We start from the raw sequence: 19,979 nt of genomic DNA on the forward strand, positions 1-19,979 counted from the left end.
GGGAAGTCGTACGCGTTCACCGCGACGACGCGCCGGACCCGATCGGGCAGGTCGGCCGCGGCGGTCAGGGCGAGCACCGCCCCCATGGACTCCCCGACCAACGTCACGTCGTGCAGATCGAGTTCGGTCAGGAGCCGCTCGACACCCGCGCGCATGGCCGGCTCGTCGTACGACGCCCCGGGCACGATCTCCGAATAGCCCATCCCCGGCAGGTCCAGGGCATACACGGTGTACTGGTCCGCGATCAGCGGGATGAGGTCACGGAAGTGCTCGGCCTGCGTGCGCACGGTGTGCAGCAGGACCAGCGGAGCGCCGGTGCCCGCTCTGAGGTAGCGCAGGGCCCCCTCGCTGCCGTGGCGTCCTGCGCGCGGGGCGATGGTGTGGCTGGTGGTCCCCGGGATGTGAATCGTGGGACGTGACTCTGAGCTGGGCATCTCGCTGGCTTCCCTTTGTGTGAACTGCTGCGGACGGGTGATTTGGACAGGGCCCGCCCGAAGGGAGCGTGACCACGGACCAGGCCTTGGATTCGGTGAGAAACCGATCGGTTTCCATTACTGTAAACCGATCGGTTTCCAAGGGCAAGGCTGAGGCTGCCATCCGCAGCAAACAGGGTCAGCGCACAGGACAGACGCGAGAGTGCCATCCGCGCAGCGGTCGCCGAGTTCGCTCTCCAGGGCTACTACGGCACGCCTGAACGCTCCAGCGCAGGTATAGGGCTACCCCACCATGGCCAACCACCGAAGCCAACGGTGATGCGGCCAAGCGGTCCGGGCCGACCGGAGGAGGCCCTGAGAGACCGCGCACCTGCCCCGGCGCCCCCTGATGCCGGCCGCAGCAGCCGCCGCTGTGCTCACGGTGGGAGCTGGCATCACCTGGGGAGTCACGGCGACCCGCGACACTCCTCCGGCCGTGGCCGCCCCGCTGGTCCTGACCGTTCAGCAGGACACAGGCGGCGGCCCGGCCACAGCGTGCGCCGAGCTCGACGCCACCACCCTGCGCCAGTACACGACCGCCTTCGAGGGCACCGCGACCTCCATCAACGGCGGCCGAATCACCCTCCGAGGGGACCACTGGTACCGCGGCGAGAACGCCTCCACCGTCCGGCTCGACACCAGCAACGAAGGTCAACTGGAGCACTTCGGCCAGGAGTTCATCGCCGGCCAGACCTACCTCGTCTACGCCAAGGACGGCAAGGTCCCGATGTGCTACGGCGACGCCGCCACCCCGAAGCTGCGGAGCCTCTACGACCGAGCGTTCGGGCAGTGAGCGCACAAGCTCGGCGGCTGTTCCGTCTCGCAAAGTCTGCCGTTGCCTCGTTGCGAGGTTCAGCGGGAGCCGGTCGGTAAACGCGTCACCGCTCACATGGGGGCAAGGCCCCATCACCCTGCCCGACGACCTGGGCGGGCACGTCACCGGACGCCGGCCCCCTAGCAGCCGGCGCTCGCCCCCGGCCCCCGCCTTCACTGACGGCCTGATGAGAAGCGGCGCGCTGCAGGGGGCGATGTCGGTGGCAGAGAGGTCGGGGCGGGCGCGATGCAGACGTGCGGGGGGCCTGCGGGCACGCTCGAGCAGCCGCTCCAGGCCGAAGTAGTGGTCAGCGTGGGCATGGGTGATGTAGATCGTTGTCAGTGTTCGTCCGAAACCTCGGTCCGCCGGATGAGCTCTGCTACGTCGCGTTCCATGTGCTGGGTGTCCCCCAGCACGACTTCGGCCGGTCCGGCGGTGATCGTCGAGTGGTCGGGGAGAACGCCCCGCCGTTGAGCAGCTCCTGCAGGGCGCAGGTGTAGACGTCGAGGGTCAGGTCGGTCATGTTGGTATTCCCGCTCCGATTGTCCGAGACGGTGAGCTGACCCGGCTGGGGTGGTGAGCCCGGGAGAAGGCGGCTTCTCGGTTCCTCGCTCGGTCCAGGGATTGCGTAGAGGCTGCGCTGGCCCGCTTCGGCGAAAGTTCGGCCTACGGCGGCCGCGGTCGATCCGGCCGCGTCGCGTGACTGTAGGCATCTCTGCGCGTGCCGGGCCCGACGGGCTACGCCCTAGGCGAGCCGCTCGATCAGCATGGCCATGCCCTGCCCGCCGCCGACACACATCGTCTCCAGGCCGATCTGCTTGTCATGGGCCTGAAGGTTGTTGATGAGCGATCCGGCGATCCGCGCTCCGGTCATCCCATAGGGGTGGCCCAACGCGATGGCCCCGCCCGAAACGTTGAGTTTGTCCTCGTCGATCTGCAGCGCCCGTGCAGAACCGAGCACCTGCACGGCGAATGCTTCGTTGATCTCGACGAGATCAACGTCGCTCATGGTCAGGCCTGCGTGGCCGAGTGCCTGACGGGTGGCCTCGATGGGTCCGAGGCCCATGATCTCCGGCGAGAGAGCAGTCACGCCGGTGGAGATGATGCGGGCCAGCGGCTGCAGGCCGAGTTCACGCGCTCGGACATCGGACATGATGACGAGAGCCGCCGCTCCGTCGTTGAGCGGGCACGAGTTGCCGGCGGTGACGGAGCCCTTCTCACGGAAGACCGGCTTGAGCGCGGAGACCGCATCGAGCGTCGTCCCGGGCCGCGGGCAGTCGTCCTCGGTCACGATCGAGCCGTCGGGCAGGGTGATCGGGGTGATCTCCTTGCGGAAGTGGCCGCGCGCGATGGCCTCCTCGGCTCGATGCTGCGAACGAACCGCCCACCGGTCCTGCTCTTCGCGACTGATGCCCGTGAGGGAGGCAACGTTCTCCGCGGTTTCACCCATGCTGATGTACACGTCGGGAACCAGTCCCGTCTCGCGAGGGTCAGTCCAAGCCTCGTGGCTCGCCTGCCTGGCGGCCGAGCGTGTCTGAGCGGCGCCGAACGCGGGATTCTGCGTGTCCGGCCAGGAGTCCGAGTTGCCGATGACATACCGGGACACGGCCTCTGTGCCCGCCGAGATGTAGGCCGAACCTTCGCCTGCCTTGATCGCGTGGAAGGCCATCCGCGTCGTCTGCAGCGACGATGAGCAGTAGCGGGTCACCGTGGTGCCCGGCAGGTTGTCGTAGCCCAGTTGGACCGCGACGTTGCGCGCCAGGTTGAAGCCTTGTTCGCCACCGGGCAGACCGCAGCCGAGGATCAGGTCTCCGATCTCGTCGGGGTCGAGTTCCGGGACCTTGGCGAGCGCCGCAGCGATCACCTGGGTGGCGAGATCGTCGCTGCGCATCTCCTTCAGCGACCCCTTGAACGCCCGACCGATCGGCGAGCGGGCGTAGGACACAATCACGGCTTCGGGCATCTGAGTGCTCTTCTCGAAGATCTGGCGGTGGGTTCTGTCCGGGCGAGCGGCTCTCAAGCTCCGGCAGAACAGGGATTACGTCAGCAAGGTAGCCACTCGAAACAGGTGCTCCATAGGACGATCGCGCCTCAGCGTGGTATGTCCGCGCCAGACAACCCCTGCCCCTTTCGGCTTGGTTCGGGTACCTCGGTGAGCGCCTTGCCCCGGCCCGCCGTCCTCCCGCATGCCTTCGGCGACCGAGGCAATCGCATCGGGCACGGCCGCCCATCACCCCGCTCGACCAGACCCGTCAACACGGTTGATGTGTGGGGAGTTGATGGGGGAACCGCCGGCGGATTCCACCGCGCTCGGTGGAGGAGCCCCGTGGCGTACGTCATGTCCGCCTACCTCGCAGACGGGGTTGACGGAATCGACCCGCCTAAGAAGACTAAGCACTCGCATAGTTACTATGCATTCGCTTACTTCCTGCTTCCTGCTTCTTACTTCCTATTTCCGGCGAGCGACGAGGAGCTCCTGTGCGCCGTACTGTCTTCGATGCCGACCACGAGGCCTTCCGGACCTCCGTCCGGGCATTCGTGGAGCGCGAGCTGCGGCCGCGCCAGGAGGAGTTCATCCAGCAGCGGGCGATCGACCGCGCCGCGTGGAAGGCCGCTGGGCAGCAAGGACTGCTCGGGCTGCTGATACCGGAGCAGTACGGCGGCAGCGAGGCGGGCGACTATCGCTTCACCGCGGTTCTGCACGAGGAATTCGCCAGGCTGTCGGTGGCGTTCGCCTCCTCGTTCACCATCCACTGCGAGGTCGTCGCCCCCTACCTGGTCGAGCTGACCACCGAGGAGCAGCGTGAGCGCTGGCTGCCGCGGTTCTGCGCGGGCGAGCTGGTCACCGCGATCGGTATGACCGAGCCCTCGGCAGGTTCCGATCTTGCGGCCCTGCGGACCACGGCCTTGCGCGACGGCGAGAACTGGACCCTCAACGGCTCCAAGACCTTCATCACCAACGGCTTCGGCGCCGACCTCGTGGTCGTCGCCGCTCGCACCAGCCCGGAGAAGGGTGCCAAGGGCATCACGCTGTTCGCCGTGGAGACGGACATGCCCGGTTTCGAGCGTGGGCGCAAGCTGGACAAGGTCGGTCAGCACGAGGCCGACACCGCCGAGCTGTTCTTCCACGACGTGCGCGTCCCGGGCGCCAACGTCATCGGCGAAGTCGACCGCGGCTTCATCCACATGATGGAGCGGCTCCCGCAGGAGCGGATCGGTGCCGCCGTGCTCAACCTGGCCCACGCCGCGCAGATCCTGGACGAGACGCTGGAGTATGTGAAGGAGCGGAAGGCCTTCGGCCAGTCCGTAGGCTCCTTCCAGTACAACAAGTTCCGGCTGGCCGAGATGGTCACCCAGATCGAGGTGACCCAGGCCTTCGTCGACCAGTGCGTCGCGGCCCACGTCACGGGCCGGCTCTCGGCGGTGGACGCGGCCAAGGCCAAGTGGTGGACCGCCCAGGTGCAGAACGAGGTCCTCGACGCCTGCGTCCAACTGCACGGCGGGTACGGCTACATGAACGAATACCGGGTCGCCCGAGCCTGGCAGGACGCCCGTGTCACGAAGATCTGGGCCGGCTCGAACGAAATCATGAAGGAACTCATCGGCCGCGACCTCGGCCTGTGAGGCCCATGGACACCTCATCCTCCGGATTGGAGCGCCCGATGGGCAACCTCAGCTTCGACTTCACCGGCCGCACCGTGATCATCACCGGCGCAGCCCGCGGCATCGGCCTCGAACTCGGCCGGCACCTGCGCACTTCAGGCGCGGACGTGTTCCTGGTCGACCGAGACGAGGACGAACTCCGCGCGGTGGCGAAGGAATTGGACGCTCTGTGGGTGGCCGCGGACGTCACCTCCAGCACTGACGCGGAGCGTGTCGTCGCCACCGCGCTGGCCGAGACCGGCCGCGTCGACGTCCTGGTCAACAACGCCGGGATCCTGCGCGACGGCGTCTTGTGGAAGCTCACCGACGACGACTGGGACGCCGTCCTGGCCGTCCACGCGGGCGGCACCTTCCGGTTCACCCGGGCGTGCGTCCCCCACTTCCGCGCCCAGGGCTATGGCCGGGTCGTCAACGTCACCTCCTACTCCGGCCTGCACGGCAACATCGGCCAGGCCAACTACGCCACCGCCAAAGCCGGGATCATCGGCTTCACCCGCACCGCCGCCAAAGAGCTCGCCCACTTCGGCGTCACGGTGAACGCCATCTCCCCCAACGCGGAGACCCGCATGGTCTCTTCCGTCCCCGCCGAGAAGCGCGCCGAGCTGACTGCCGGCATCCCGATGGGCCGCTTCGGCGACCCGAGCGAGATGTGCGCGGCTGTCGCCTTCCTCGCCTCTGAGGAGGCCGGCTACATCACCGGTGCCGTGCTGCCCGTCGACGGCGGCCTGTCCATCTGACCTCTCTGGAGCCCCTGTGAACATTCTCGACCGTTTCCGTCTCGACGACCGCGTCGCCATCGTCACCGGCGCTTCCTCCGGCCTCGGCGTCGCCTTCGCCCAGGCCCTCGCCGAAGCCGGGGCCGACGTCGTCCTGGCCGCCCGACGCACCGACCGGCTCGCCGAAACCGCCCGCCTCGTCGAGGCCGCGGGCCGCCGCGCCCTGTGGGTCAAGGCCGACGTGGCCTCGCCCGACGACTGTCACGCGGTCGCGGCGGCCGCCGCGGACTTCGGCCACGTCGGCGTCCTGGTCAACAACGCCGGCGTGGCCGCTGCGGTCCCGGCCAGCCGGGAGACACCGGAGCACTTCCGGCACATCATCGACATCAACCTCATGGGTGCCTACTGGATGGCCCGGGCGGCAGCCCAGGTGATGACCGGCGGCGGCTCCATCGTCAACATCGCCAGCGTCCTCGGCCTGGTCAACACCGGCCTGCCGCAGGCCGGTTACTCCTCCTCCAAGGCGGGCCTGATCGGTCTCACCCGCGACCTGGCCGCCCAGTGGAGCCACCGCAAGAACATCCGTGTCAACGCCCTCGCCCCCGGCTACTTCGCCTCCGAAATGACCGCCCGTCAGGACGCCGGCAACATCGACGACATCGTCCGCCGCATCCCGCTTCCCCGCACCGGCGAACCCGAGGAACTCGCCGCCGCGGTGGTCTTCCTCGCCTCCGACGCCTCCAGCTACGTCACCGGCACCACCCTCACCGTCGACGGCGGCCTCACCATCAGCTGAGCGGACCGACAGAACGTGATCCGCAAGAATGGGCGCGTGACAACCATCGCAACCGACGACCTGTGGGGCGAGGCCGGCCCCGGCTCCCGGCGCATCCTCGAGGCGGCGCTCACGGCCTTCGCCGCCCGTGGCTACCACGGCGCCTCCACCCGCGACATCGCCGCCGCCGCCGGGATGAGCCCGTCGGCCGTCTACGCACACCACCGCACGAAAGAAGACCTCCTCTACGCGATCAGCCTCGCCGGCCACCGCAGCGCACTGGCGGCAGTGGAACGCGCCCTGGGGGAGGAGGTGACGGCGGTCGGCCGGCTACGGGCGCTGGTTCACGACTACACCGCCTGGCACGCCCGCCACCACCAGCTGGCCCGCGTCGTCCAGTACGAGCTCGGCGCACTCGCGCCGGACCACCGTGACGAGATCCTCCGGCTCCGCCGCCGCACCGAGGAAGTGGTGCTCGACGAGATCGCGGCCGGCATCGCGTCCGGGGCGTTCCGCACCGAGGACCCGGGCGGTGTCGCGCTGGCGGTACTCTCCCTCGGCGTCGACGTCAGCCGGTGGTACGCCCCCGGCGGCCACCACAATCCCGTCAGCCTCGGCCGCCGCTACGCGACGCTGGTGCTGGCCATGCTGGGCACCGACCACCGGTCCGCGACCGCAGGCTGACGAACGAAGTCGGCTCTCTCCCATCACGGCCACGTCGTGCCTGGGTCAGCCACGGGCGCCCCGGTTTCCCGGAGAAGTCGAGCACCCAGATGCCGAGTTGGGGATGGTCGGCCTGCCAGACCTCCCTGGATGCGCCTGCCTCGCTCCGGCAGTTCGAACCCACGCCTCCCTGCGGCGCTTGGCGCTCCGGTGCGCCATCACTATCGGCCCCGGATCGACAAAGGTGACGATCTCGTGCGCTGTGCCTACCGGGGGCTCGGCCGATCCCGCCGGGCCGCGACGCCGGACGCCTGCCGTTGGATCGCCGCTGTCGGGAGACCAGGCATCCTCAAGGCCAGGCTCTCGATGAAACATCCAGGGCATCGAAGCGGCCCCGTAATAGGCAACTCGGCACCCCCTGCAGGCACGCGCCACGAAGAGCAGGCCGGGGCCCGTCGCGGCGCCGCCAGGGCGGACGCTGCCAGCGAAGCCGACCAGGCCCACAAGGAAGGTCCGCTCGCGTCCGACCATGTCGGCGATCCGACCGCCCGCAGGCAGACTCCCGAACGCGAGCGTGTATGCGGTAATCACTCACTGGCGGCTGTCATCGAACGCCCCCAGTCCCCGCTGGGCCGAGGGCAGAACGATGTTCACGATCATGGTGTCCAAGGACACCATCGGCTGCGCGAGGGCGATCACGCCCAGGTGCCCACCACCGATCCGGATCAGGAGACAGCTCGTCCGATCAGGCGTCGGCGGTGGCAGACGTTCTGCCGGGGGTCTCACCGGCTCGCATGCGCTCAGTCCGGGTGAGCCGGCTCCTGACCGCCTCCGCGCCATCCCGTCGTGGGCGTCGCGATGGCCAATGTGCACTGCCAAGACGCAGGCAGGGTCGTCGGTCGCGCAGGCGGTGGCGAGTTGCGGAGGTCGGACGCGACGCGGGACATGGAACCGTTCGTCAGATGCTCGCCCCTTGCCTCTCGGTCGTCCATCCGCACGAGCATGCCCCTGAATCGTCACGCCGGTCCCTCCAGCCAGCACCTTCGAAGACGATCGGGTGGTGGGAGGGAATCTCGCCCTGCGGGCCACCCGACCTTCGAAGAGGGCGAGCCCTCGATGACCGAGCATCTGCTGGTGGTCAATGGGATGACAGGGCTGCAGCGTGAGCGGCCCGCAACGAGGGCTTGTCGATCTTGCCGACGGCGTTCCTGGGGAGGGCGTCGACCACGAAGAACGACGTCGGCCGCTTGTAGCCGCTGAGGTGTTGCGCGGTCAGCGCTTCCAGAGCCGCGGGGTGGACAGTCGTACCAGGTCGCGGCTGGACGTAGGCGACCACCACCTCTCCCCACTTGTCGTCAGGCACACCGATGACGGCGGCCTCGAGGACAGACGGGTCAGCCGTGAGGACGTCCTCGATCTCCTTGGGGTAAATGTTCTCGCCACCGCGGATGATCATGTCTTTCGATCGCCCGACCAGGGTCAGGTAGCCGTCCGCGTCCAGGTGGCCCACGTCGCCCGTGTACAGCCAGCCGTCCACGATCGTCTTCGCCGTGTCTTCCGGCCGACCGAGATAGCCACGCATGACGTTGGGGCCACGCACGATGACCTCACCATCCATGCCGGTCGCCAGCTCGTTGCCCTGCTCGTCGACGATCCGGAGCTCCTGCCCCGGGACGGCGACCCCCACGGTGCCCGCCCGGCGGGGACCCGCGACGGGGTTGACGGTGGAGAAGCAGGTTCCTTCGGACAGCCCGTAACCCTCGATGATGGGGAAGCCGTACCGAGCCTCGAAGCGGATCGGCAACTCGGCGGAGGCGGGCGCCGCGCCGCACGTGCCGTAACGCAGCGAGGACGTGTCGGGTCGAACGTCGGCCGGCAGCGCCTCGAGCATGTTGTAGATCGTGGGCACGGCACTGAAGTAGGTGGGTCGCTCCCGCTCGACGAGATCGAAGAAGGTCTTGGGGTCGAACCGGTCGGTGATGAAAACACTGCCGCCTGCGACCAGCGGCATGAGCACGCTGACCACGATGGCGTTGACGTGGAAGAGCGGCAGGATCAGCAAGCAGCGGTCGGTCGGCCCGGTCTCGACCGCCTGGCACCCCATCGCCGCCATCGCGTCGATGTTGGAGTGGTCGAGCATCACGCCCTTCGGTGCGCCCGTCGTTCCGCTCGTGTAGATCAGGAGTGCCGGCGCGGTCGAGTCCGGCTGCGGCGTCGGACCGGACCCCACCGCCTCTCCGTACAGGTCGTCGACGGCCAGCGTGGCGACGCCCGCAGCGGTCGTGCCGTCCTCGACGACCAGCACGCGTGCGCCCGAGTCGTGGAGCTGCCGTGCGACCTCGCCCTCGGTCAGGCTCGGATTGACCGGGGTGACGGTCGCCCCGAGCCGCCAGGCCGCGAACAGCAGAAGCACGAACTCGACGCGGTTCCTCAGCTTGAGCGCCACGACATCACCAGCACCGATCCCGAGGTCCTGAAGGTGACGAGCAGCAGCCCGGACACGGGTCAGGAACTGGGCATTGGTGAGCGACTGACGCCCGTCGGCAACCGCGGGCCCGTCCGGAGTGGATGCGGCGCGACGGTCGGGCAGAGACGCGAAATTCATGGTGAGGTCACCTGTCGTGGTGTGGCGCGTTTCAACGCGAAGGCAGCAGTGAGGACTTCGGGTGACAGGCTCGGTCACTCAGCGGCGTCGCGCTTCGCGATCGCCTCGCCGGCGGAGAACTGGAGCGTCCAGACGTTGCCGTGGTGCGGGTACTTCTCCACCATGGTGGCCACCAGCTCTTCGGCGTCCTTCGCGACCTCGGAGGCGGCCGCGAAGTCCTGGATGTAGGCGCGGGTCTGGGCGATCATGCTCTCGACCGCGTGGTCGTCGCCGTCGGGCCTGCGGTGTCCGGACACGATCATGCGCGGGCGGAGGCTCTCCACGGTGTCGACGGTCTCGAGCCAGTCCTGCCACTCGTCGGGCGTCGACAGGCCGAGCATGGGATGGATCTCGTTGTAGATGGAGTCGCCGGCCACGACGACGTCGATCTCGGGGACGTGCACGATGCTCGTGGGATGGATGTCGGCCTGCTTCACCTCGATGATGTGCAGGGGAGATCCGTCGACGTACAGCGTGTCGCCTTCGAGTGGCTCCGGAAGCGGCCCCGCCATGATGCAGGAGTCGCCGAACAGCATGCCCCACTGCTCGATCTGAAGCTGCATGGTCTGCTTCATGGACTCGACCACGTGGGGCAGCGCCACGGCCTTCGCCTCCGGGAACCGCTCCAGGAGCGGTCCGAAGCCCAGGTAGTGATCGGCGTGATCATGGGTGATGTAGATCGTCGTGAGCTTCTTGCCGGTGCGCTCGATCAGGTCACCGAGGTCGCGGACGTCGTCCTTGAGGTAGAGCGCGTCGATCAGGACCACCTCGGTGGCGCCGCTCACGAGCGTGGCCGTGGTGGGCGAGAAGGTGCCGTTCGGTACGCCGGGAAACTCCTCGGCCGGGACATTCGGCCAGCGACCGACGAAGACCGTGGCGCGGATGGGTGCGGCCGGCGAGGAGTGGGTGTCAGTGGTCACGAGGTACCTCCGGTTGCGGTGTTGTCGGCCGACGCGGCATTGCGCACGTCGGCGGGCGAAGTCAAGTTATGAACGCACGCTCGGTGACTCATAGAACGAGTGCGCCGAGCGCCGGCTGCGGGCTGTCGGCGCCAGGGTGTGCCTCACGAACGTTCACCACCACGAATCGGATCGCGTCACCGTACGTGCGGTGCAGGTCGAGCAGTTCCCGCCCCGCGCTCTCGGTTACCGGGCAAGGTCAGTGAACCGAAGTGGTGGTCATCACGGGCTCCTCCGGCAGATCCTCCGGAGATGGATGAGGTCCCGGGGCACGCACGGTCGACAGCACCTCACGATGCCTCGGGACCTCGGCCAGGGGTCAGCCGGTCAGCTCGTAGGGGACGGGCCGGTTCTCCCTGGCCCAGAGCTTCTCGGTGTCGGACTCCGGCGCAGGCGGAACGAGGCCCTGGACGCGCCAGAGGTCCATGGGGGTCTCGTCGATGTGGACCTCCCAGTCGTAGCCGCGCTCCTTGACCAACGGCGCCAGCTTCTCCTCGATGACCTCCATGCACAGGAACCGCATCTCGGGGTCGTCCATCTGCCGGGCGATGTGGTCCACGCGGATCCGTATGAAGTTGTTGTTCGCCTTACCACCGACGTACATGGTGTCCGCCGGCATGTCCTTGAACAGGACGACGACATAGAACTTAGGCAGGTCATAGGCGTAGTCCGTGTAGAGCGAGGTGATTCTCTGGGACAGCTGTTCCTTGTCCTGCGGGGTGAAGGCGTTCTCGGGGGTGAAGATCTCCCAGTACGGCATTGCGGCTCCTTGATGGATGGATCGGTGACGGAAGGCGCGGCTCGTCGATGCGGCTCAGGAGGTGGGCTCAGCCCCGGAGGTGCTTGACGAAGTGGTCCCGTGCGGCTGCGGAGAGCTCGTCGAAGCCGGGGCCGCTGTAGAAGTCGAAGTGGCCGCCCTGCTTGACGATGATCTGCTTCGGCTCCCGGGCCTCCGCGTACGCGTCGAGGGCCAACTCGAACGGTGCCACCCTGTCGTTGTCGGCCACGATCATCAGGAGCGGGGTCGGCGCGATGCGGCTGATGAAGGTACCCGGGGCGTACTCGGTCACCATTTCCATGCTTCGAGCCGTCAGCTCGTTCTTCCAGTTGGGCGCCCGGTCCGCCGACGTCTTGCTGAACCACTCGTAGGCGTCGGCCGCGGGCATCACGGCCTGCGCCGTGGGGTCGGCCGCGACGACCGGGAGCACAGCGGGCTCTCCGCCGGTGAACCGGTTGAGTCGGTCGCCCTCCTGGATCGCACGGAAGACCGGGATGAAGTCCGGCCGGATCGCCCGGCTCAGGGTGCGCGGACCGGTGATGAACGGCACCTGGGAGACGACGGCCTTCACCCTCTTGTCGATCGCCGCGACCATGAGGACGTGTCCACCGGAGAAGCTGGAGCCCCAGATGCCGATCTTCGACGCGTCCACCTCGGGGCGGGTGGTGGCGTAGGTGATCGCGTTCCGGAAATCCCGGTACTGCAGGACCGGGTCGACCTCCTGGCGGGGAGTTCCCTCACTGTCGCCGAAGTTCCGGTGATCGTAGGCGAGCACGTTGAGGCCGGCTTCGGAGAAGACCACGGCATAGTCGTCGAGGTGCATCTCCTTGACGCATGACAGCCCGTGCGCCAGGACCACGACCGGTGCCGGCGTGCTGGTGTTCCTGGCCGGATAGAACCAGCCCCGGAGGGTGACGCCGCCCTCGCCCTTGAACTCGATGTCTTCTCGATTCATGTGATCTTCCGATTCGCTCGCGATGGTCCGTCGGTCGTGTGGAGGTTCACTCGGAGTGATCCGACACTCGTGAGTGGTGATGTCGGGCCCAGAATCCACGAATGCCTGGGAGGGCTCATAGAAGGATCGCGCCGCGGGGTGGTACGGCTGTGCCACGGCTACGAGGAGACGGTCAGGCGCATCCGTGGGCTTCCCGGTAGTCGCCGGGCGACAGCGAGAACTCCCGACGGAACTCCCGTCCGAAGTGGCTGGCATCGCAGAAGCCCCACCGGTGCGCGATCGCGGCAATGCAGAGGTTCGTGTTCACCAGGTCGCCTCTGGCCGCTGCCAGGCGGTGCATGCGGATGACCGCCCCGACGGTGTCCCCGGTCGACGCGAAGGCCCGGTGGACCGTCCTCGGAGAAACGCTGTGGGCGGCGGCGAGGTCGGCGACTCTGATCGGTCCACCGGCGAGATGGCCGATGATCCAGTCTTCCAGCCGCCGTCGGAACAACTGCAGGAACTCGTCGTCGCCGATGTGGGGTCGACCCGCACGGATCATGCCGGCGATGAGGACGAGGAGGGCGTTGCGCGCTCCCTCGACCTCGGCCGCGGACATCCGCCCGATGCGGCGGTCCATGCTCATGAGGAAGCCGTGGAGGAGGTTGGCCAAAGGGTTCTGAGCCGTGTCCTGGAGCAGGCAACCGGGTGCACCGCCCCCCGCGTCGAACGGGGAAAGGGCGCTCATGGGCACCCGGACCGTTCGTTTGGCCAGGTGATCCGGTATGAGGAACCGCCCGGTGGTGCGGGTGCTCATGATGAGAACCGTTCCCGGTCGCAGGACGACGGTCTCGTCAGAAGTCTCGATGATCTGTTGGCCGGCCCTGGCGGCGAGGAGCAGCAGCGCGTCATCGTCCTGACGCACCGCGTTTCTGCCTCGGGTCCCTTCGACCCGCGGGCACACCCAGTCGGTGATGAGCAGGTCTCCGAGGTCCAGCTCCTCAGCAGATCCGAAGCGCTCGACCGGCCCGGTGAGCTGCAGATCCATGGAGACGAGGCGGTCGCGGACGGCGAGCCTCCAGCGGACGTCCGACTCTTCGGGTGTCAGCAGGTCGGCGGGGCTTAGCATGGACGGGGCGACAGTCACTTCGGCTCCAACTCGATAGAAGCTGTCCTCTCGGTCGTAACTCGTAGTTTGCTTCGTCGAAACATTCCGGTACTTGCCCTGAGGCGACAAGGATTTGTCCTTGCGTGACACCGATCTTCCTGTCCGGTGCTCGGCCCTGAAGGGGCTCTCCGCGCTCGTCACCGAGATCGGCGGCTCGGGCCCCGAACTCCTCGCGGCATACGGCTTCGACGAGGCGAGGATCGCCGAGGGCAACTCGTTCGCCAGTCTCCGACTGGTGGAGCGCGTTCTCGAGGAAACGGCCCGCCGATTCACGCTTCCGGACCTCGGGTTGAGGATGGCGGCGCAGCAGGATCTGCATGTGCTGGGGCCGCTGGCGATCGCCATGGAGAACTCACGCACGATCGGCGAGGCCGTCGAGTGCGCGAGCCGGTACCTGTTCGTCTACAGCCCGGCCCTCTCACTCGAGGAAACCGACGATCCGCTGGGAAGTCCCGGTGTGGTCGGCCTTCGCTACACGACCACGGGCATCAACGCCTCACCACAGGCGATCGACTACGGCATCGGGATCGTCCACCGAGTCCTGACGCTGCTCCACGGCGACGCACCGTACGGACTTCGTTCGGTCCTGCTTCCACACGCTCGCCTGGTACAGGAAAGCTCCTACCGGAAGTACTTCGGGGCCGAGGTCAGATTCGACTGTCCGAGCGCGGTCCTGCGCGTCCCGAGCCAACTGTTCTCGACACCGGTCAGCGGCGGCGATGATCTGCTTCACCACATCGCGATGGACCATCTCGAAACGCACTTCGGCCACCAGCACGTGCCGATGTCGGACCTGGTCGCGGCGATTCTCAGCGAACAGCTCGGATCCAGCGGTCCGGACCTGTCGAAAGTCGCGCGCCTGCTGAGTCTCCACCCGCGTTCACTGCAGCGGTCCCTGTCCAAGGAGGGCACGACCTTCTCCGGCGTCGTCGATCGGGTACGCAGGAATCAGGCCCTGGACTTGATCACGATGACCGACCTGTCCTTCTCGCAGATCGCAGCCAGCCTGGGGATGCAGGAACAGTCCAGCCTCACTCGTGCGGTCCGTCGGTGGTTCGACACGTCACCTTCCAGACTGCGACGCGACGGACAGGAGCCGAAAGGTCAGTCCGCCCTCATCGACTGAGCGTGCTCCGCGAGCCCCGAGCCGGCCCCGGGTGATCTCGTCTCTCCACGGTCTCAAGTCCACCGTCACAGGTCTGAGTTCGGAGCCGGCTCTGCCCGGGAGGGCCTGTTCGGCCCAGATGACCTTGCCCTAGCCACTGTGCCGTGCGCCCCAGCGCTCGGCGAGCCGGGCGACCAGGAGCAGGCCGCGGCCGCCTTCGTCGAAGACCCGGGCATGGCGCAGGTGCGGGGCGGTTCTGCTGGCGTCGGAGACCTAGCACGTCAGGGTGGATCGGAGGATCATCCGCAGCTGTATGGGGGCTTTGCCGTAGCGGAGTAGTGTGAAGGCGCCGATCACGCGCGGATCGGACCATCCCCACTTCGGTCCCTCAACGATGCCCAGGCTCAGGCCCGCGGGCATCGCGGCCATCAGCTGCACGCCGAGCAGATCGGGCAGGCCCTGGGCGTGCGGGTCGCGCGATTCGCGCAGTAGGCGCAGGCCGAGGACGGCGATCACCGCGCAGATCGGCAGGTTCACCAGGAAAGACCCGGCGCCAGGAGGCGTACTGGGTCAGCAGCGCACCCAGGGTGGGGACAGGGCGGCGGCCGCGCCCATGGAGTTCCAGGTGCCGATCGCTATCGGCCGCCAGGCTGACGGGAGGCTCGAGTGGATCCGGAAACACAACTCTCCCAGGTAGCCTGAAGCCATGGAGGCAGAGCAGCAGCGGGACAGGGGTCGGCGGCCAGGGGCATTCGGAGACGTCGCAGCACCGTTGACGTCGGTCATGGCGGACAGACCACTGGGTGTGCGCCCGTGCTCGATGGCCGCTGCTCTGGAGATCGTCGGTGAGCGGTGGTCGCTCCTCGTGCTACGGGAGCTGGCCTACGGTGTACACCGCTTCGGGAAGATCGTCGGCTACACGGGCGCGCCGCGCGACATCCTCACCGACCGGCTGCGCAAGCTGGAGGCAGCAGGTGTGATCGAACGGCGGCAGTACTGCGAGCATCCGCCGCGCTACGAGTACCACCTCACTCAGGCGGGCCATGAGCTCTTCCCCGCGATGATGAGTCTCTTGCTGTGGGGTGACAAGTGGGCCCTGGATTCACCAGCCGTGGCCTTCGAGCACGAGTGCGGGAAGCCGCTGAGCGCGGATGTCGCATGCCGATACTGCGCCGGGCAGATCACCCCCCACTCCTTGCGGCTGGAACCGCGCGACGCGCGGCAGGAGGGCTGAGTCCGAGGTTCCCGCGCCTCGGTGGTCGTGCAGGCATCCATCATGAGGACGTCTCGGTCAGGGGCACTCGTGACGGGCGCCTCATCGCGACGCCGACCTGGATCCGCGCCTGCTTCAGCCCCTTCCCGACGCCCGCCGAGTGCCGGGGCGTCATCACGTTCCCTCAGCAACTCGTCACTCCGGAAGCCCGTGCCCCTCGCCGCCCCCTCGCACTCCTCGGCCTCGCTTGATCACAAACCGGACGCCGGGCGATGGCGCGGTTGAGCCAGGTTTCCATGGCGCGGGGTGAGTTGCCGGTTCGCCGCTGACGGGCGTCCTCGGCGAAGGTCGTGTCCCGGACGTGGCACAGGGTCTCGGCCTGACAGTGGTCCTCGATCAGCTTCGCGAGTTGCGCAAAGCCGGCCTCTCAGAGGTCAGGCTGGTGGCCGCGCAAACGGTCTTGATGGTGGTCTTGCCGACTCCCTTGATCCGGCCGTGGAGCGCGATGCCCTTCCAGGGAAGGGACTTCAGTCGACTGTGGAGCTTCTTCTGGTTCCCTCTGCCGTCACGACGTCGTGCGCCTCGCGATCCAGGAGGTACTAGGCGCGCTCGCGCTGGGTGGGCAGCGCATCGGCGGTAACCACCAGCCCGGCATGGTCCGCGACCGCGTCCAGGAACGGCGGGAAACGCGTGACCTCATTCGTCTTCTCGCCTACGTCCAGTTGGGCCAGGACGGCGCCGGTGGTGTGCTCCAGCGCGACGCAACAGGTGGATCTTTAGGCCCCTTGGCCTTGGCGGCGCCGCGCAGGCTCCTACCATCCACGGCCAGAGCACGAAGCCCGTGTGCCCACGGGTGGCGGTCGGTCAGCCCGTGGCCCACAGCTCTGTTCCAGCGCGTCGCCGTCGATACGGGTCAGCAGCCGGCGGACCCGCGGCCTCCGAGGGCAGTGCCCATCGTGGCTGGGGCAGATCGGGGCAGATGCCGGGTCGGTCGAGGACGCGCGCGGGGACCTCGGTTATCCACTCACTGACCGCCAGCAGCGAGGTCGCTCCGGCCGGCACCGCACACGCGGTCAAGGGCACGCGGATCAGGGATGATGCGTCGGCAGGCGCGGTCTTCCACCCGATCACGAGGCGTAGAGAACTTCCCACGATCTTGGAAGCCGCGCCTGCCACGCTCCCTCAGCCGACGACAAGCCGGCAGATCGCCACGCACCAGACGCCGAGCGACAACGCAGAAGCCTTGCCCGGCAGCACCGGCACGACGCGCTCGATGCTTCCTGGATTCCACCTACCGCGCGGCAACAGTCACGAAGACACCCGGACTGCCTGAACTCCGCCGAGGCAGGCGACACTGCGCGCTTGGAAGCGAATTCCCACGGCCCCACGGTCATCGCGACGGTTGGCAGTCACCATGACACGCTCCATGGTCGGCGCGTAATTCCTCGCGACGCTAAGGAGCCGAGCTCAGATACGCTCCAGTACCGTCGCGTTGGCCAGCCCGCCCGCCTCGCACATCGTTTGCAGGGCGTAGCGAGCGCCCCGCTCCCGCATGGCGTGAACGAGCGTCGTCATCAGGCGAGCTCCGCTCGCGCCGAGCGGGTGGCCGAGGGCGATCGCGCCACCGTGGACGTTGACGCGGGCCGGGTCCACGCCCGTTTCGGCGAGCCAGGCGAGCGGGACGCTGGCAAATGCCTCGTTGACCTCGAAGAGGTCGATGTCGTCCAGGCCGAGCCCCGCCCGCCGCAGCACCTTCTCCGTGGCCGGGATGACGCCCGTTAGCATCAGGAGCGGGTCGGAGCCGGTGACGGCGAAGCTGTGCAGTCGGGCGAGGGGCCGCAGGCCGAGCCGCGCGGCGGTCTCGCTGCTGGTGATCAGCACAGCCGCCGCGCCGTCGTTGGTCGGGCTGCTGTTGCCGGCCGTGACCGACCAGTCGATCTGCGGGAAGCGGCGGGCGAACCCCTCGTCCTCGAACGCGGGCCGCAGGCCGGCCAGGATCTCCGGCGTGGTGGTCGGGCGCACGCTTTCGTCCCTGGTGACGAGCCGTCCCTCAGGCGTGGTCAGCGGCGCTGTCTCGGCGTCGAAGAGGCCGGCCTCCCAGGCCCGAGCGGCCTTGGCGTGCGAGTCGGCGGAGAAGGCGTCCATCGTCTCGCGGTCCAGCTTCCAGCGCGCGGCGATCAGTTCGGCGCTGACGCCCTGCGGCGGGAGCCCCTCCGGGTAGCGGGCGGCAATGCCCGGGCCGAACGGATCGGCACCCGGCGGCACGTTCGACCACATCGGGACCCGGCTCATCGACTCGACGCCGCAGGCGATGACGAGGTCGTAGGCGCCTGCGATGACGCCCTGCGCGGCGAAGTGCACGGCCTGCTGGGAGGAGCCGCACTGGCGGTCCACGGTGGTCGCCGGGACCGTCTCCGGGAAGCCCGCCGACAGCACGGCGTAGCGGGTGGTGTTCATCGCCTGCTCGCCGACCTGGTCAACGGTGCCGCCGACCACGTCGTCCACCAGTGCTGGGTCGATCCCGCTGCGTTCGACCAGCGTGCGCAAGGTGTGTGCGAGCAGTTCGACGGGGTGCACGGACGACAGCGCACCGCCCGGCTTACCCCTGCCGATTGGGGTACGCACGGCCTCAACGATCACTGCATCCCTCATGGCGGCCTCCCTGGCCTCACCAGTCCTACCGGTCGGTATGGAATCTGGACTCACACTATAGGTCTGTGAGTAGGAAAATCAAACCCACTTCCACGCCGTGCGAGGTCGACAGCGGCCCGCATCCCCACCACCTGGAGCGACCACGCCATCGACCCGACCTGGATGGCCGGTCAAGCGGGTCGCCGACTGGGCGCTGTCCGACGGCCTCCACGCCGAGATCGGCAGCCCAGGTGGACCCGGCGCCGCATCTGCTGCAACTGGGACCGGAGTCGGTCGTGGTGGTGCGCAGTGCGCGGCAGACCGGCGGAGCGTGGTCGGTGACGCCGGCTGCGTAGTGCGCCGATGGCTCGGTGCGCCACTTCGCGGTGCCGGTCATGGCCGACTCCGGCGGCGCCTCGTTCACGGTGTTCGGTGTCCCCGGAGTGGTGGCCGGCCCTGCGCGAGCCGAACAGGTGCAGTCGCCGTACACGGTGGCCATCCCGACCGACGGCGATCTGTCATCCGCTGTTGGGGAGTTCCTCGCCGGATATCTGGCGGGGGCCGGTGAAATCGCCCGCCACCTCGCTCCCGGGACGGAGTTGTCGCCCGTCTCTCCGCCCCGTACGTGACAGCCATGGTCCAGCAGGTGCTTGCCGCCGATCAGGAGGCAGCCGCCGAGTCTGTCCCGGGGGACGGGACCCGGGTACGGGTGATGGCCCAGGCAGAGGCCCGCGACAGTGACGGGCGGTGGCCGCTGGCGTACGAGCTGATGCTCAAGGCCCGCTCGGGCCGCTGGGAAGTCACTGGGCCTGACGTATCCCGGGCACGACGTTCGGCCTTGCCAGGTCGACCTGTTGTCGAATGGCCCGCCTCAACGGTCCGCGCTCGTACCGACCCGGCTGCTTTCCGTCCGACGGACCGAGGAGAGTCAGGACATTCGTCGCTGTGCACAATTACTTGAACTCTCAAGAATTAATCCAGGAGCCCAGCCGGACCGGCACGGCCCGTCTTGTTTTCCGTGGAAGGACGATCGATGACAAGTTCTCTCGCACGCAGGCAGCTTCTCGGCGCGGGCATCGCCCTGGGAGCGACGGCCCTGATCGGTGGTACGGCACAGGCCGCCCCGGGCACCGCCGGATCCTGGCCCGGGGAGTTCCCGCTGCCCAACGGCTGGGGGCCGGAGGGAGTCGCGATCGGCTCCGCGCCGTACGCCTACTTCGGGTCGATCGCCACCGGCGGCGTGTACCGGGTGAACCTCGCGAGCGGCAAGGGCAAGGTCGTCCACCGCGGCCTGGGGCGCATGACGGTCGGCCTGAAGGCCGACTCCTGGGGCCGGCTGTTCCTGGCAGGCGGCAGCAGCGGCGAACTGCGGGTCGTCGACGCCCACAGTGGCGCGCTGCTCGCCAACCACGTCGTCGCCGGAGAGAACAGTTTCGTCAACGA

General features: G+C 68.1%; 17 protein-coding genes and 3 pseudogenes. 9 read left to right on the plus strand and 11 right to left on the minus strand.

The window, feature by feature from the left end; genetic code table 11:
- Window positions 1-434 (minus strand): alpha/beta fold hydrolase (locus ABT147_RS45470; protein ID WP_351418056.1); only part of this gene is annotated, 434 nt, incomplete at its 3' end.
- A gap of 388 nt (window positions 435-822) precedes the next feature.
- Here ABT147_RS45470 and ABT147_RS45475 point away from each other — a divergent pair.
- A complete protein-coding gene (locus ABT147_RS45475) occupies window positions 823-1,266 on the plus strand; it encodes a hypothetical protein (protein WP_351418058.1) in 444 nt (147 codons plus the stop codon).
- 400 nt (window positions 1,267-1,666) lie between these two features.
- Here the strand turns inward: ABT147_RS45475 and ABT147_RS45480 are convergent, their stop codons facing one another.
- Both ABT147_RS45480 and ABT147_RS45485 read right to left on the minus strand, forming a co-directional pair.
- On the minus strand, window positions 1,667-1,810 hold the full coding sequence (locus ABT147_RS45480) for a hypothetical protein (protein ID WP_351418060.1): 144 nt from the start codon (window positions 1,808-1,810) through the stop codon (window positions 1,667-1,669).
- 222 nt (window positions 1,811-2,032) lie between these two features.
- Entirely contained in the window at window positions 2,033-3,250 is a 1,218-nt protein-coding gene (locus tag ABT147_RS45485) for an acetyl-CoA C-acetyltransferase (RefSeq protein ID WP_351418063.1), read from the minus strand.
- Between the two features lie 515 nt (window positions 3,251-3,765).
- Between ABT147_RS45485 and ABT147_RS45490 the strand changes: the two genes are divergently transcribed.
- The 4 genes from ABT147_RS45490 to ABT147_RS45505 are packed head-to-tail and all read left to right on the plus strand — an operon-like array spanning window position 3,766 to window position 7,125.
- Window positions 3,766-4,911 (plus strand): acyl-CoA dehydrogenase family protein, encoded by a 1,146-nt coding sequence (locus ABT147_RS45490; protein ID WP_351418065.1) that lies wholly within the window; start codon window positions 3,766-3,768, stop codon window positions 4,909-4,911.
- A 38-nt stretch (window positions 4,912-4,949) separates the two neighbouring features.
- Window positions 4,950-5,687: an SDR family oxidoreductase gene (locus ABT147_RS45495; RefSeq protein WP_351418067.1), complete on the plus strand. Its 738-nt coding sequence runs from the start codon at window positions 4,950-4,952 to the stop codon at window positions 5,685-5,687.
- Between the two features lie 16 nt (window positions 5,688-5,703).
- Window positions 5,704-6,462, plus strand: a complete 759-nt coding sequence (locus tag ABT147_RS45500; protein ID WP_351418069.1) for an SDR family NAD(P)-dependent oxidoreductase — start codon at window positions 5,704-5,706, stop codon at window positions 6,460-6,462.
- Window positions 6,463-6,498: 36 nt separating this feature from the next.
- The gene (locus ABT147_RS45505) at window positions 6,499-7,125 is read left to right on the plus strand and encodes a TetR-type transcription factor C-terminal domain-containing protein (RefSeq protein ID WP_351418072.1); all 627 of its coding nucleotides are present in this window, start codon (window positions 6,499-6,501) and stop codon (window positions 7,123-7,125) included.
- A 360-nt stretch (window positions 7,126-7,485) separates the two neighbouring features.
- On the opposite strand, the pseudogene ABT147_RS45510 reads toward ABT147_RS45505, so the two are convergent.
- From ABT147_RS45510 to ABT147_RS45535, 6 genes and pseudogenes are all read right to left on the minus strand, one after another.
- Window positions 7,486-7,944 (minus strand): annotated as a pseudogene (locus ABT147_RS45510) (MFS transporter); the annotation flags it as partial.
- Between the two features lie 298 nt (window positions 7,945-8,242).
- Complete coding sequence (locus ABT147_RS45515) at window positions 8,243-9,787, minus strand: class I adenylate-forming enzyme family protein (protein ID WP_351418074.1); 1,545 nt, start codon at window positions 9,785-9,787, stop codon at window positions 8,243-8,245.
- Complete coding sequence (locus ABT147_RS45520) at window positions 9,784-10,668, minus strand: MBL fold metallo-hydrolase (protein WP_351418076.1); 885 nt, start codon at window positions 10,666-10,668, stop codon at window positions 9,784-9,786. The genes ABT147_RS45515 and ABT147_RS45520 overlap by 4 nt, the downstream gene beginning before the upstream one ends.
- A 358-nt stretch (window positions 10,669-11,026) precedes the next feature.
- On the minus strand, window positions 11,027-11,467 hold the full coding sequence (locus ABT147_RS45525) for a tautomerase family protein (RefSeq protein WP_351418079.1): 441 nt from the start codon (window positions 11,465-11,467) through the stop codon (window positions 11,027-11,029).
- A gap of 67 nt (window positions 11,468-11,534) precedes the next feature.
- Window positions 11,535-12,440, minus strand: a complete 906-nt coding sequence (locus ABT147_RS45530) for an alpha/beta hydrolase (RefSeq protein WP_351418081.1) — start codon at window positions 12,438-12,440, stop codon at window positions 11,535-11,537.
- A 172-nt stretch (window positions 12,441-12,612) separates the two neighbouring features.
- On the minus strand, window positions 12,613-13,566 hold the full coding sequence (locus ABT147_RS45535; protein ID WP_351418084.1) for a helix-turn-helix transcriptional regulator: 954 nt from the start codon (window positions 13,564-13,566) through the stop codon (window positions 12,613-12,615).
- A 100-nt stretch (window positions 13,567-13,666) separates the two neighbouring features.
- On the opposite strand from ABT147_RS45535, the gene ABT147_RS45540 reads away from it, so the two are divergent.
- Entirely contained in the window at window positions 13,667-14,713 is a 1,047-nt protein-coding gene (locus ABT147_RS45540; protein ID WP_351418086.1) for an AraC family transcriptional regulator, read from the plus strand.
- Window positions 14,714-14,842: 129 nt separating this feature from the next.
- Here the strand turns inward: ABT147_RS45540 and ABT147_RS45545 are convergent.
- A pseudogene (locus tag ABT147_RS45545) lies at window positions 14,843-15,028 on the minus strand (ATP-binding protein); the annotation flags it as partial.
- Window positions 15,029-15,476: 448 nt separating this feature from the next.
- Between ABT147_RS45545 and ABT147_RS45550 the strand changes: the two are divergent.
- Window positions 15,477-15,926, plus strand: a complete 450-nt coding sequence (locus ABT147_RS45550) for a winged helix-turn-helix transcriptional regulator (RefSeq protein WP_351418089.1) — start codon at window positions 15,477-15,479, stop codon at window positions 15,924-15,926.
- Between the two features lie 1,446 nt (window positions 15,927-17,372).
- Here the strand turns inward: ABT147_RS45550 and ABT147_RS45555 are convergent.
- Entirely contained in the window at window positions 17,373-18,557 is a 1,185-nt protein-coding gene (locus ABT147_RS45555; RefSeq protein ID WP_351418091.1) for a thiolase family protein, read from the minus strand.
- Between the two features lie 374 nt (window positions 18,558-18,931).
- On the opposite strand from ABT147_RS45555, the gene ABT147_RS45560 reads away from it, so the two are divergent.
- Together ABT147_RS45560 and ABT147_RS45565 are read left to right on the plus strand one after the other, a co-directional pair.
- On the plus strand, window positions 18,932-19,165 hold the full coding sequence (locus tag ABT147_RS45560; RefSeq protein ID WP_351418094.1) for a hypothetical protein: 234 nt from the start codon (window positions 18,932-18,934) through the stop codon (window positions 19,163-19,165).
- Window positions 19,166-19,569: 404 nt separating this feature from the next.
- A pseudogene (locus ABT147_RS45565) lies at window positions 19,570-19,979 on the plus strand (superoxide dismutase); the annotation flags it as partial.

The organism is Streptomyces sp. NPDC001868 (genome assembly GCF_040297125.1).
In the GTDB taxonomy this organism is placed as follows: domain Bacteria; phylum Actinomycetota; class Actinomycetes; order Streptomycetales; family Streptomycetaceae; genus Streptomyces.